This is a genomic window from Mycobacterium numidiamassiliense, assembly GCF_900157365.1.
Taxonomy (GTDB): Bacteria; Actinomycetota; Actinomycetes; order Mycobacteriales; family Mycobacteriaceae; genus Mycobacterium; species Mycobacterium numidiamassiliense.
In genome coordinates this window covers 2827300-2839864 of the sequence record NZ_FUEZ01000004.1, presented here as the reverse complement: position 1 = coordinate 2839864, position 12565 = coordinate 2827300, and the positions used below count along the sequence as shown (strand labels likewise).

General features: G+C 68.6%; 11 protein-coding genes. 7 read left to right on the top strand and 4 right to left on the bottom strand.

What is annotated here, in order from left to right:
• Positions 1-24: 24 nt before the first annotated feature.
• On the bottom strand, positions 25-1128 hold the full coding sequence (gcvT, locus tag MNAB215_RS21900) for a glycine cleavage system aminomethyltransferase GcvT (RefSeq protein WP_077080668.1): 1104 nt from the start codon (positions 1126-1128) through the stop codon (positions 25-27).
• Between the two features lie 45 nt (positions 1129-1173).
• Here gcvT and MNAB215_RS21895 point away from each other — a divergent pair, with 45 nt between their 5' ends.
• Together MNAB215_RS21895 and MNAB215_RS21890 are read left to right on the top strand one after the other, a co-directional pair.
• Positions 1174-2265, top strand: a complete 1092-nt coding sequence (locus MNAB215_RS21895; protein WP_077080667.1) for an adenylate/guanylate cyclase domain-containing protein — start codon at positions 1174-1176, stop codon at positions 2263-2265.
• A gap of 11 nt (positions 2266-2276) precedes the next feature.
• The gene (locus MNAB215_RS21890) at positions 2277-3824 is read left to right on the top strand and encodes a leucyl aminopeptidase (protein WP_077080666.1); all 1548 of its coding nucleotides are present in this window, start codon (positions 2277-2279) and stop codon (positions 3822-3824) included.
• 7 nt (positions 3825-3831) lie between these two features.
• Here the strand turns inward: MNAB215_RS21890 and MNAB215_RS21885 are convergent, their stop codons facing one another.
• The gene (locus MNAB215_RS21885; RefSeq protein ID WP_077080665.1) at positions 3832-5595 is read right to left on the bottom strand and encodes an SDR family oxidoreductase; all 1764 of its coding nucleotides are present in this window, start codon (positions 5593-5595) and stop codon (positions 3832-3834) included.
• A gap of 227 nt (positions 5596-5822) precedes the next feature.
• Here MNAB215_RS21885 and sucB point away from each other — a divergent pair, with 227 nt between their 5' ends.
• Both sucB and MNAB215_RS21875 read left to right on the top strand, forming a co-directional pair.
• Positions 5823-7598 (top strand): 2-oxoglutarate dehydrogenase, E2 component, dihydrolipoamide succinyltransferase, encoded by a 1776-nt coding sequence (gene sucB / locus MNAB215_RS21880; protein ID WP_077080664.1) that lies wholly within the window; start codon positions 5823-5825, stop codon positions 7596-7598.
• Between the two features lie 14 nt (positions 7599-7612).
• Positions 7613-8536, top strand: a complete 924-nt coding sequence (locus MNAB215_RS21875; RefSeq protein ID WP_077080663.1) for a TIGR01777 family oxidoreductase — start codon at positions 7613-7615, stop codon at positions 8534-8536.
• A gap of 105 nt (positions 8537-8641) precedes the next feature.
• Here the strand turns inward: MNAB215_RS21875 and MNAB215_RS21870 are convergent, their stop codons facing one another.
• Positions 8642-8998 (bottom strand): WhiB family transcriptional regulator, encoded by a 357-nt coding sequence (locus MNAB215_RS21870; protein ID WP_077080662.1) that lies wholly within the window; start codon positions 8996-8998, stop codon positions 8642-8644.
• A 477-nt stretch (positions 8999-9475) separates the two neighbouring features.
• Here MNAB215_RS21870 and lipB point away from each other — a divergent pair, with 477 nt between their 5' ends.
• The 3 genes from lipB to MNAB215_RS21855 are packed head-to-tail and all read left to right on the top strand — an operon-like array spanning position 9476 to position 11897.
• A complete protein-coding gene (lipB, locus tag MNAB215_RS21865; protein ID WP_077080661.1) occupies positions 9476-10174 on the top strand; it encodes a lipoyl(octanoyl) transferase LipB in 699 nt (232 codons plus the stop codon).
• Entirely contained in the window at positions 10171-11115 is a 945-nt protein-coding gene (gene lipA / locus MNAB215_RS21860; protein WP_077080660.1) for a lipoyl synthase, read from the top strand. The genes lipB and lipA overlap by 4 nt, the downstream gene beginning before the upstream one ends.
• A 26-nt stretch (positions 11116-11141) precedes the next feature.
• The gene (locus MNAB215_RS21855) at positions 11142-11897 is read left to right on the top strand and encodes a DUF4191 domain-containing protein (protein ID WP_077080659.1); all 756 of its coding nucleotides are present in this window, start codon (positions 11142-11144) and stop codon (positions 11895-11897) included.
• A 92-nt stretch (positions 11898-11989) separates the two neighbouring features.
• On the opposite strand, the gene MNAB215_RS21850 is transcribed toward MNAB215_RS21855, so the two are convergent.
• Complete coding sequence (locus tag MNAB215_RS21850) at positions 11990-12406, bottom strand: RDD family protein (RefSeq protein ID WP_077080658.1); 417 nt, start codon at positions 12404-12406, stop codon at positions 11990-11992.
• Between the last annotated feature and the right edge of the window lie 159 nt (positions 12407-12565).

Below are 12565 nucleotides of genomic sequence, written 5' to 3'. Positions count from 1 at the left end.
GTTTTTGGCACATGCGGCCCGCGGCTAGCGGGTTTTCAGTTCGACGAAGGGCGGGCGCACGACTTCGCACTCGGCGGCGCGACCGCGGACGTCGACAATGATTTGCTCGCCGTCGTCGATTCCGGCGTCGGTATCGATCAACGCCAGCGCAATACCGATCTGCAGTGTCGGGGAGAACGTTCCCGATGTGGTCACCCCGACCGGGGTATCCCCCGCCAGCACGGTCAGCCCGGGACGCAGCACACCGCGCCCGACCATCCGCAGCCCGCGCAACAGCCGCCACGGGCCCGCCGATTTCTCGGCCAGCAGCGCATCCCGGCCAAAGAACGCGTCCTTCTTCCAGCCGATGGCCCAGCCGCACCGAGCCTGCAGCGGCGAAATGTCGAGCGAGAGCTCGTGCCCGTGCAGCGGGTAACCCATCTCGGTGCGCAGGGTGTCGCGGGCCCCCAGGCCGGCGGGCTCGCCGCCGGCTCGGGACACCGCGGTCACCAGCGCGTCGAACACCACACCCGCGGAATCCCAGGGCGGCAGCAGTTCGTAGCCGTGTTCGCCGGTGTACCCGGTGCGACACACCCGCACCGGTACGCCCGAGAACGTCGCATCGGCATAACCCATGTAGTCCATGTCCGTCGGCAGCCCGAGCTCCCCGAGGACGTCGGACGACCGCGGCCCCTGCACTGCCAAGACGGCGTAGGAGCGATGCTCGTTGGTGATCGTCAGGCCGGCCGGAGCGGCCGCCTGCAACGCCTCCACCACCGCGGCGGTGTTGGCGGCGTTGGGCACCAGGAAAATCTCGTCATCGTCGACGTAGTAGGCGATGAGGTCGTCGATGACACCGCCGGATTCGTTGCAGCACAGTGTGTATTGCGCCTTTCCCGGCGCGATGCGGCCCAGGTCGTTGGTGAGTGCGGAGTTGACGAACTGCGCGGCACCCGGTCCGCGGATCAGCGCCTTGCCGAGGTGGCTGACGTCGAACAGGCCCACCGCGTTGCGCGTCGCGTTGTGCTCGCTGACGGTGCCGGCATAGGACACCGGCATCAGCCAGCCGCCGAACTCGGCGAAGCTGGCGCCCAACTCGCGATGACGATCTTCCAGCGGTCCCTTGATCAACTCCGACGCATCGCTCACGCCGACTCACCCTAATCGTCACCGCTGCCTGGCACACTTGGGTGGGTGGTCGACTTCGATGAGCTCGAGGCCGCCGGAATCGCAAATCCGCGCGAACGGGCCGACCTGCTCAAGTATCTGGGCGAGTTCGGGTTCACCGTCGAGGAGATGGCGGAAGCCGAACGTCGCGGCCGGCTGTTCGGCCTGGCCGGCGACGTGCTGTCCTGGTCGGGCCGCCCGATCTACACGTTGCAGACCGCGGCCGAGGAACTCGGGATAGCGGCCGAGGATGTCGCGCGCGCCTGGACCCTGCTCGGCCTGACCATCGCCGGTCCGGACGTTCCGGTGCTGAGCCAGGCCGACGTCGACGCCCTGGCCACCTGGCTCGCGCTGAAGACGGTGGTCGGCGAGGACGGTGCATTGGGCCTGCTGAGGGTGTTGGGCGCCGCCATGGCCCGACTGGCGGAGGCCGAAGCGACACTCATCCGCTCCGGCACGCCGGACATCCAGATGACCCACACCCACGACGAGCTCGCCACCGCACAGGCGTACCGCTCGGTCGCCGAGTTCGTCCCGCGGCTCGGGGCGCTGATCGACATCGTGCACCGCCACCATCTGATCAGCGCCCGAACGCACTTCGAGGGCGTCCTTCGCGACACGTCGTCGGCGGTGGTCTGCGGCGTCGGTTTCGCGGACCTGTCCGGCTTCACCGCGTTGACCCAGGCGCTGACGCCGGCGGAGTTGTCGCACCTGCTCAACGAGTTCGCCGGCACCGTGTCCGACGTCGTGCATGCCGACGGCGGCCGGGTGGTGAAGTTCATCGGTGACGAGGTGATGTGGGTGAGCTCGTCACCCGAGCGGCTGATGCAGGCCGCGGTCGATCTCGTCGAGCACCCCAAGGCGCGCGAGGAGGGGCTGCAGGTCCGCGCGGGCCTTGCGTGGGGCACGGTCGTGGCCATCAACGGCGACTACTTCGGCAACCCGGTGAACCTGGCTGCCCGACTCGTGGCCGCGGCCGCGCCAGAACAGATCCTGGCCACGTCCGAACTGCGTGCCGTGTTGCCCGACCGTCCCGCGGTCGCCCAGGGCCCGTTGACGCTCAAGGGCTTTGACCACCCGGTGACCGCCTTCGATCTGCACGCGGGGACTCTGGACTAGGGTAATTGCCCGTGACCAGCGAACCGGGCTACCAATCCCCCTCTGTCAACGTCGCCACCTCGCTGCCCAAGCGTGGGGCCGGCTCCTCGGTACTGCTCGTCCCGGTCGTGTCGACCGGCGACGATGACCGGCCGGGCGCAGTCGTTGAGGCGGCAGACTCCTTCCTTTCCGCCGAAGCCATCGAGGAAATCGAGGCCGACCTACTCGCGTTGGAGGCCACCGGCGGCAGTGAACAGGTACACCGGCTGGTGGTGCCGGCGCTGCCGGTGGCCAGCGTGCTGACGATCGGCCTGGGCAAACCGCGTGACGAGTGGCCGGCCGACACGATCCGCCGTGCCGCCGGGGTGGCGGCGCGCTCGCTGGGCGGTGCCGAGGCGGTGATCACCACGCTGGCCGAGTTGCCCGGCGAGGACGTCGGCGCCGCCGCGGTCGAGGGGCTGATCCTGGGCAGCTACCGGTTCACCGCCTTCCGCAGCGACAAGACCGCGCCCAAAGACAAAGGGCTGACCAAGATCACGGTGCTTGCGACCGCCAAGGACGCCAAGAAGCAGGCCGCGCACGGCGCGGCCGTCGCGACCGCGGTTGCCACCGCCCGCGACTTCGTCAACACCCCGCCAAGCCACCTCTTCCCCGCCGAATTCGCCAAGCGCGCAAAGGCTTTGGGCGAGTCCGTCGGCCTCGAAGTGGAAATTCTCGACGACAAGGCGCTGCAAAAGGCCGGGTTCGGCGGGATCATCGGCGTGGGGCAGGGCTCGTCGCGGTTGCCGCGGCTGGTGCGGCTGATTCATCGCGGTTCGAAGCTGGCCAAGAAACCGAAGCAGGCGAAAACAGTTGCCCTCGTCGGCAAGGGCGTCACCTTCGACACCGGCGGCATCTCGATCAAGCCGGCCGCCTCCATGCACTACATGACCTCGGACATGGGTGGGGCCGCCGCGGTGATCGCGACCGTCACCCTGGCCGCCCGGCTCGAGCTGCCGATCGACGTGATCGCCACCGTGCCGATGGCCGAGAACATGCCGTCGTCGACGGCGCAGCGCCCCGGTGACGTGTTGACGCAGTACGGCGGAATCACGGTCGAGGTGCAGAACACCGACGCCGAGGGCCGGCTCATCCTGGCCGACGCCATCGTGCGGGCCTGCGAGGACAATCCCGACTACATGATCGAAACGTCCACGCTGACCGGTGCGCAGACCGTGGCGCTGGGTGCCCGCATCCCCGGAGTGATGGGCAGCGACGAGTTCCGCGACCGGGTCGCGGCGATCTCGCAGCGCGAAGGCGAGAACGGCTGGCCGATGCCGCTGCCCGACGACCTCAAGGACGACCTGAAGTCGCAGGTGGCCGACCTGTCCAACATCAGCGGCCAGCGCTTCGCCGGCATGCTGGTGGCCGGGGTGTTCCTGCGGGAATTCGTCGCCGACGGAGTCCAGTGGGCACACATCGACGTGGCCGGCCCGGCCTACAACACCAGCGGCCCATGGGGCTACACCCCCAAGGGCTCCACCGGCGTACCCACCCGGACCATGTTCGCGGTGCTGGAAGATATCGCCGAAAACGGCTGAGCCGGAGTTAGATCACCCGCATTCGCGCGGTGCTGCGCAGCGCCTGCGGCAGGACACGCGAAACGCCGTACAGCGCATAGGCTTCCGGTGCGACCGGGCGAATCGGCTTGCCCTTCCTGACCGACGACAGGATCGCGTTGGCGACCTTGTCGGGCCCGTAGTGGCGCAGCGCGAACATCTTGCCCAGCTGTCCGCGGCGGCCGTCCACGTCTTCGTCCTGCTTTCCCGCGGGCGCGTCGAAGCGGGTCGTGTTGATGATGTTGGTGTCGATGACACCGGGGCAGATCGTGGTCAGCCCCACCCCGGCGGCGTCGAGTTCGGCGCGCAGGCAATCGGAGAACATGTAGGTCGCGGCCTTGGACGTGCAGTAGGCGTTCAGCGACTGCAGCGGGGCGTAGGCGGCCATCGACGACACGTTGACGATGTGTCCGCCGGTGCCACGTTCGACCAGACGCCGCCCGAACGAGCGGCAGCCGTTCACCACCCCGCCGAGGTTGACGTCCAGCACGCGGTCGAACTGCTCGGCCGGGGTGTCCAGGAAGTTCCCGGCCTGCCCGATGCCGGCGTTGTTGACCACGATGTCCGGCAGGCCGTGTTCGGCGCCGATTCGCTCGGCGAATGCTTCGACGGCCTCGCCGTCGGACACATCGAGCACATAGGCATGTGCGGTACCGCCGCGGGCGGTGATCCCGGCGGCGGTGTCCTTGACGGCGGCTTCGTCGATGTCGCTGATGACCAGCTCGGCGCCCTCACGGGCGAACGCGAACGCGGTCTCGCGGCCGATGCCGCTGCCGGCGCCGGTGACCGACACCAGTGTGTCGCCGAAGCTGCCCCGGGGCCGCCCCACCTGCGCGCGCAGCAGCGCGCGGCTCGGCTGCCGGCCGTCGGCCAGGTCCGCGAAATCGTGCACGGCTGCGGCCATCACCCGCGGGTGCGACATCGGCGAGAAGTGACCGGCTTTGATGTCGCGGCGCCACAGCCGCGGCACCCAGCGCGCGGATTCGTCGTATCCATACGGCCGCACGTACTTGTCGTGGGTGTTGACGACGAGTTGCACCGGCACGTCGACGATGCCGGGCGGTTGACGCTTGGTGAACGACCGAAAGTAGTTGGCGGGATAGGTTTTCACCGAGCGTGCGGCGTCGGAGGCGAGGTTGTCCGCGTGGTGGATCTGCTCGACGGGGATGTTGTCGACGATGTTGCGCCGGACCGCCTTGCTCGCCAGCGCCGCGCGGAGAAGCAGCGACGGCAGCACCGGGATCGAGAAGAACACCATGTACGTCAGCCGCAGCGCCTGACTGATCGAGCGGGCAAACCGTCGGGGGCGCCATGGCTGGCGCAGGCCGCTGAAGATGTACTCGACGAGTTGGTCCTGGCTCGGGCCGGATACCGACGTGAACGTGGCGACCCGGTCACCGGCACCGGGGCGCTTCAGGAACTCCCAGATACCCACCGAGCCCCAGTCGTGGGCCAGCACATGCACCGGCTGGCCCGGGCTGCGCTCGCCGATCACCGCGGCGAAGTCGTCGGCGAACCGCGCCATGGTGTACGCCGAGACCGGCTTGGGCGCCGACGAGAGGCCGACGCCGCGGTTGTCGTAGCGGATGATTCGAAACCGCTCGGCCAGCAACGGGACGACGCCGTCCCACAGGACGTGCGAGTCGGGCCAACCGTGCACCAGCACGACCGTCGGCCCCTCGGGGTTGCCCTCTTCGTAGACCGCGACGCGTACTCCGTCGGCGCTGTCGACGAAATGCTGTGTTTCCGACATCAGACCCTCACCTGCACTCTGCTCTGAGTATTCAGTGGCCACACCGTAGCAAGCGGCCCCGTTGCGGCCCGGCAGCCTGACGGCGGTTCAGCCCTGGCTGTGTGCCGGTCCGGCGGCAGTGACAGGATGGGTTTCGGACATCCGCTGGCGTTCCACATCGGTACACCGCCGTGTGGTAAGCAGATGTCGACCTGCGCCGACCACGAGCGATCGAGGAGCCAAAGGATATGTCCTTCTCCGTCCAGATGCCGGCACTCGGTGAGAGCGTCACCGAGGGGACGGTGACCCGCTGGCTCAAGCAGGAGGGCGACGCGGTCGAACTCGACGAGCCGCTCGTCGAGGTGTCGACCGACAAGGTGGACACCGAAATCCCCTCGCCCGCTGCCGGTGTGCTGACTAAGATCGTCGCCCAGGAGGACGACACCGTCGAGGTTGGCGGCGAGCTGGCGGTTATCGGCGACTCAGCTGCCGACGGCGCGTCGCAGGCACTCAGCCAACCCGCGTCCGAGCCCCAATCCGAGGCACCGCCACAGCCGGAGCCCGAACCAGAGCCCGCGGCGCCGGCCCAACCGGAACCCGAGCCCGAGCCCGCCGTCCAACAGAGTTCCGGTGGCGGCACCGCGACCCCGGTGCTGATGCCCGAGCTCGGCGAGTCGGTGACCGAGGGCACGGTGACGCGTTGGCTGAAGAAGGTCGGCGATTCAGTGCAGGTCGACGAAGCGCTGGTGGAGGTGTCCACCGACAAGGTGGACACCGAGATCCCCTCGCCGGTGGCTGGCGTCCTGGTCAGCATCACGGCCGACGAAGATGCCACCGTGCCGGTGGGCGGCGAGTTGGCACGCATCGGCGACAGCTCCAGTGCCGCCGCCCCTGCCCCGCCCAAGCCGCAACCCACGCCCGAGCCGGCGCCTCAGCCCAAAGCGGAGCCGGCACCCGCGCCCGCCGCCAAACCGGCCCCCACGCCGCAGGCCAAGCCCGAACCGAAGCCGGAGCCGAAACCCGAACCGGCACAACCCCAGCCGGCGGCGCAGACCGGTGACTCGGGTGCAGAAGGCTCACCGTATGTCACTCCGCTGGTGCGAAAACTGGCCAACGAAAACAACATTGACCTCGCCCAGGTGAAGGGCACCGGCGTCGGCGGACGCATCCGCAAGCAGGATGTGCTGGCCGCCGCGGAGGCGAAGAAGAAACCGAAGCAGGCGCCCGAGGCACCCGCGCCTGCCGCAGCCCCACCGGCGGCCAAAGCGGCCGCGCCCACTCCGGCGCCCGCGCTTGCCCACCTGCGGGGCACCACGCAGAAGGCCAGCCGGATCCGCCAGATCACCGCCAAGAAAACCCGCGAGTCCCTGCAGGCCACCGCCCAGCTCACGCAGACCCACGAGGTCGACATGACCAAGATCGTGGGATTGCGGGCCAAAGCCAAGGCGTCGTTCGCCGAGCGCGAGGGGGTGAATCTGACCTACCTGCCGTTCATCGCCAAGGCCGTGATCGACGCCCTGAAGATTCATCCCAACATCAACGCCAGCTACAACGAGGACACCAAGGAGATCACCTACTACGACGCCGAGCACCTGGGCTTCGCCGTCGACACCGAGCAGGGTCTGCTGTCCCCCGTCATCCACAACGCGGGTGACCTCTCGCTGGCCGGGCTGGCCCGCGCCATCGTCGATATCGCCGACCGCGCCCGCTCGGGCGACCTGAAGCCCGACGAGCTCTCGGGGGGCACCTTCACCATCACCAACATCGGCAGCCAGGGCGCCCTGTTCGACACCCCGATCCTGGTCCCGCCGCAGGCCGCCATGCTGGGCACCGGCGCGATCGTCAAGCGGCCCCGCGTGGTCGTCGACGACAGCGGCAACGAATCGATCGGTGTTCGGTCGATCTGCTATCTGCCGCTGACCTACGACCACCGACTGATCGACGGGGCCGACGCGGGACGCTTCCTCACCACGATCCGACACCGTCTCGAAGAGGGAGCGTTCGAGGCCGACCTCGGACTCTGAGCGGCTTCGCGAACGTGTCTCCAGATGGTCATAAGGCCGTCATCGCAATAGCGGGGTCGTCCGGGCTCATCGGGTCCGCGTTGACCGCCGCCCTGCGGGCCGCCGATCACCGGGTGTTGCGCATCGTGCGCCGGACGCCGGCGAATTCCGAGGAACTGCACTGGAATCCCGCACGCGGCGAGTTCGACGTCGACACGCTGACCGATGTCGATGTCGTGGTCAACTTGTGCGGCGTCAATGTCGGGCAGCGTCGGTGGTCGGGCGCCTTCAAGCAGAGCTTGCGCGATAGCCGCATCGGCCCCACCGAGGTGCTGGCCACGGCGGTCGCCGACGCCGGGGTCGAAACCCTGATCAACGCCAGCGCGGTGGGCTACTACGGCAACACCAGAGATCGTGTGGTCGACGAAAACCAGCGGGCGGGAAGCGGTTTCCTCGCGCAGCTGTGCGAGGACTGGGAGGCCGCCACCCTGCCGGCTCAATACGGCGGGGCCCGGGTGGTGCTCGCCCGCACCGGCCTGGTGCTGGCCCCGGCCGGCGGAGCGCTGCGCAGGTTGCGGCCGCTGTTCTCGGTGGGCCTGGGCGCGCGGCTGGGCAGCGGCCGCCAGTACATGTCGTGGATCAGCCTCGAAGATGAAGTGCGCGCACTGCTTTTCGCGATCTCCCGCTCGTCGCTGTCCGGCCCGGTGAACCTGACGGGACCCGCACCCGTCACCAACGCCGAGTTCACTACCGCGTTCGGCAGCGCCGTCAACCGCCCGACCCCGCTGATGCTGCCAGGGTTCGCGGTGCGGACCGCGCTCGGCGAGTTCGCCGACGAGGGCCTGCTCATCGGTCAGCGCGCCATTCCATCCGTGTTGGAGCGCGCGGGTTTCGACTTCCACCACAACACGATTGGCGAGGCGCTCGACTACGCCACCGCCCGGCGCGAACACGACTGATTACGCGATGGCTGGTGTGAATCCTGACCGGACACCCACATCTTCGATGTTGACGCTGCGCGCGGTCGCCGATCAGCTGACCGGCGTCCAGGCGGCGCGGTAGCGCTAACCCGCGCTGCGGTGCTTACGCTGCGCGGCGAAGAAGTCGGCCCACGACACGACCTCGGGGTGCTGCTTGAGCAGGGCACGGCGATGGCGTTCGGTAATCCCGCCCCAGACACCGAATTCGACGCGGTTATCGAGCGCATCGGCGGCGCACTCGACGATCACCGGGCAGTGTCGACAGATCACCGCGGCTTCTCGCTGGGCTGCGCCGCGCACGAACAATTCGTCTGGGTCAATGGCGAGACAGCGGGCTTTAGACACCCACGCGGCGCGGGCCTCGGCCTGCCCACCGTAGTCAACGCTGTGGACTGAAGTGCTGGTGGTGTTCCTTCGTCCGGTGTCGCCAGTGGCTGACATCAGGCCCCCTTCCGCTCCGGGCCGCGCGGGGCGAAAACGGGGGGTCGAAAATTCACCTGTTAATGCCGGACCCGAACGCGTGTACGTCCCAGGCTCGCCGACTGGCCGACCCCCCTTGTAATGCTCAAGCCCCGTTCCCCGAAAGATAGATCGGTACAACCGTACGAAATGGCCTGAGGTAGGACTAGGGCCTATTGTCACAAGTGTCGGCGGACATCGAGGCATCTGCGCTGGTCAGCACGCCGAAGTTCAGGCTGACAAACCCCGTCGACGGCGGTGGCGAATGCATCGAAGCCACGGTAATCGCCTCCGGATCAACAACGCCGCCGTTCCATACGTGAAACGATCCGAGGGCACCGACAAAATGCCCGCCGTGAGGCGGTTGAAATCACTGTGGCACAAGGGATTTCAGCTGCACAGCGGCCCCGTGTCGACTTGCCAGCCCATCGTCAGGAACACGCGAGTAACCTCGCGGCCATGAGCTCCATCAGGTCGCAGCAGGCCGCCGTCGACGTCCGCCAACTCGGGACCGTCGACTACCTGACCGCCTGGCAGCTGCAGCGCGACCTGGTCGACGCCCGCCTCGCCGGCGGCAGCGACACACTGCTGCTGCTGGAGCATCCGCCGGTCTACACCGCCGGACGGCGCACCGAGCCGCAGGAACGACCATCCGACGGCACTCCCGTCGTCGACACCGACCGCGGCGGCAAGATCACCTGGCACGGCCCGGGGCAGTTGGTCGGCTACCCGGTCATCGGGCTGGCCGAACCGCTGGATGTGATCAATTACGTTCGGCGCCTTGAGGAATCGCTGATCAAGGTGTGCACCGATGTGGGGCTGGACGCCACCCGGGTCGAGGGCCGCTCGGGTGTGTGGGTGCCGGGCGGCGCAGGCCGGCCCGACCGCAAAGTCGCGGCCATCGGCGTCCGGGTGTCGCGCGCCACCACGCTGCACGGCTTCGCCCTCAACTGCGACTGCGATCTGGACGCGTTTCGGGCCATCGTGCCCTGCGGCATCAGCGACGCCGGGGTGACGTCGTTGACGGCGGAATTGGGGCACCGGGTTGGCGTCGACGACGTGCGCGCGGCGGTCGCCGAGGCCGCCTGCGCGGCCCTGGACGGCGATCTCGCCCTTAGCTGGCAGCCCACGCCCGCGCGCGTAGCATCGATACCGTGACCGTTGCGCCCGAAGGCCGCAAGTTGCTGCGCTTGGAAGCGCGCAACGCGCAGACCCCGATCGAGCGCAAACCGCCGTGGATCAAGACCCGGGCCCGGATGGGACCGGAGTACACCGCGCTGAAGAGCCTGGTCCGCCGCGAGGGTCTGCACACCGTTTGCGAAGAGGCCGGCTGCCCCAACATCTTCGAATGCTGGGAGGACCGGGAGGCCACCTTCCTGATCGGCGGCGACCAGTGCACCCGTCGCTGCGACTTCTGCCAGATCGACACCGGAAAGCCCGCCCCGCTCGACCGTGACGAACCGCGAAGGGTCGCCGAGAGCGTCCAGACGATGGGCTTGCGCTATGCCACCGTCACCGGTGTGGCCCGCGACGACCTGCCCGACGGCGGCGCCTGGCTGTACGCCGCGACCGTGCGCGCCATCAAAGACCTCAACCCGTCCACCGGCGTCGAACTGTTGATCCCCGACTTCAACGGCGAGCCCGCGCGCCTGGGCGAGGTCTTCGAATCGCGGCCGGAAGTGTTGGCGCACAACGTCGAAACCGTGCCGCGCATCTTCAAGCGGATCCGGCCCGCCTTCACCTACCAGCGCAGCCTGGGGGTGCTCACCGCGGCGCGCGCGTTCGGGCTGGTCACCAAAAGCAACCTGATTCTCGGCATGGGCGAGACTCCCGAGGAGGTCCGCACCGCGCTGGCCGACCTGCATGGCGCCGGCTGCGACATCGTCACGATCACGCAGTATCTGCGCCCGTCGGCCCGCCACCATCCAGTGGAACGTTGGGTGCGCCCCGAGGAGTTCGTCGAGTTCGCGCAGCACGCCGAAGGGCTGGGCTTCGCGGGTGTGCTGGCCGGGCCGCTGGTCCGGTCGTCGTATCGGGCGGGCCGCCTGTACGAGCAGGCCGCCCGCACCCGCACCCCGGGTGCCTCGGCCCGGGGCTGACCGGCGCGTCCGTATCCTTATTGACTATGGCTAAATCTCGTAACGCCGCAGAGAGCAAGGCCGCGAAGGCAGCAGCGCAGGCGGCCCGCAAGGCGGCGGCCCGGGAGCGGCGCACCCAGTTGTGGCAGGCGTTCAACCTTCAGCGCAAGCAGGACAAGCGCCTGCTGCCGTACATGATCGGCGCCTTCGTCGTGATCGTCGGCATCGCGGTGACCACGGGCGTGCTGCTCGGCGGCGCGCTGACCCTGATCACGTCGATCATCCTCGGCGTGACGCTGGGCCTGCTGGTTGCGTTCATCATCTTCGGCCGCCGGGCCCAGAAATCGGTCTACCGCCAGGCCGAAGGCCAAGCCGGCGCGGCGGCGTGGGTGCTGGACAACCTGCGCGGCAAGTGGCGCGTCAGCCCGGGCGTGGCCGCCACCGGGCATTTCGACGCCGTGCACCGAGTCCTCGGCCGCCCCGGCGTCATCCTGATCGGCGAGGGCTCAACGACCCGGGTGAAACCGCTGCTGGCCCAGGAGAAAAAGCGCACCGCGCGACTGGTCGGCGAGGTGCCGATCTACGACATCATCGTCGGCACCGGCGAAGGCGAGGTTCCGCTGGCGAAGCTGGAACGCCATCTCACCCGGCTGCCGGCCAACATCACCACCAAACAAATGGACACCCTGGAGTCGCGGCTGGCCGCGCTGGGATCGCGGGCCGGCGCCGCCGTCCTGCCCAAGGGGCCGCTGCCGAACGCCGGCAAGATGCGCGGCGTCCAGCGCACCGTGCGCCGCAAGTAAGACCGCCTGCTGCTAGCGGCGAGCGCACGCGCGGCGGAGCCGGGTGCATTCGGGCACCTCCCGCTTGCCGGGGAGGGTCGCCGCCGTCGGATTCAGCGCCGTACCACGGCCGTGCCGGTGACCCGGTCATGCAGGCCGCGCCCATCCCAGTCGGTGAACAACGCCGGAACCACCAGCGCGAGCAACAGCCCGCGCACCGCCAATCGGCCGATCCCCGCCGCTCGTCCGTCCACCGAGACCACGGTGAGACCCAGCGCAAACTGGCCGGGCGTAAAGCCGAACAGCCGCACCGAGACCAGGCCGAGCAGAAGCCAGATCACCAGAATCGCCGTCGACAGCATCTGCGTCCTGATGCCGCCCAAACCTAGGGCCAGCAGCGCAAGGCCGTAGGAGATCAGCCAATCGATGACCAGCGCCGCGACCCGGCGTCCCATCGGCGCCAGCGATCCCGGACCGCTCTCGGGCAAACCCAGCGCCTCGCCCGGATATGCGGGCTTCGATCCCGTCATCGGGCCAAAAGACCGGGGTAGCCGACCGCCCTCTCGCGGGTGACAGATACGATTTTGCGGTCCATGAGCACCACAATAGAACCCGCCGGTGTTCCGAATTTGATTTGTGGGAAGCGTGGGCACGTAACCTCCGCGCAACATGGGGTTGACGGGCGGGCA

Coding starts and splice junctions, on each gene's coding strand:
- MNAB215_RS21885 (WP_077080665.1), bottom strand. CDS start 5,595: ATGTCGGAAACACAGCATTTCGTCGACAGCGCCGACGGAGTACGCGTC.
- sucB (WP_077080664.1), top strand. CDS start 5,823: ATGTCCTTCTCCGTCCAGATGCCGGCACTCGGTGAGAGCGTCACCGAG.
- MNAB215_RS21870 (WP_077080662.1), bottom strand. CDS start 8,998: ATGTCAGCCACTGGCGACACCGGACGAAGGAACACCACCAGCACTTCA.
- lipB (WP_077080661.1), top strand. CDS start 9,476: ATGAGCTCCATCAGGTCGCAGCAGGCCGCCGTCGACGTCCGCCAACTC.
- MNAB215_RS21855 (WP_077080659.1), top strand. CDS start 11,142: ATGGCTAAATCTCGTAACGCCGCAGAGAGCAAGGCCGCGAAGGCAGCA.
- MNAB215_RS21850 (WP_077080658.1), bottom strand. CDS start 12,406: ATGACGGGATCGAAGCCCGCATATCCGGGCGAGGCGCTGGGTTTGCCC.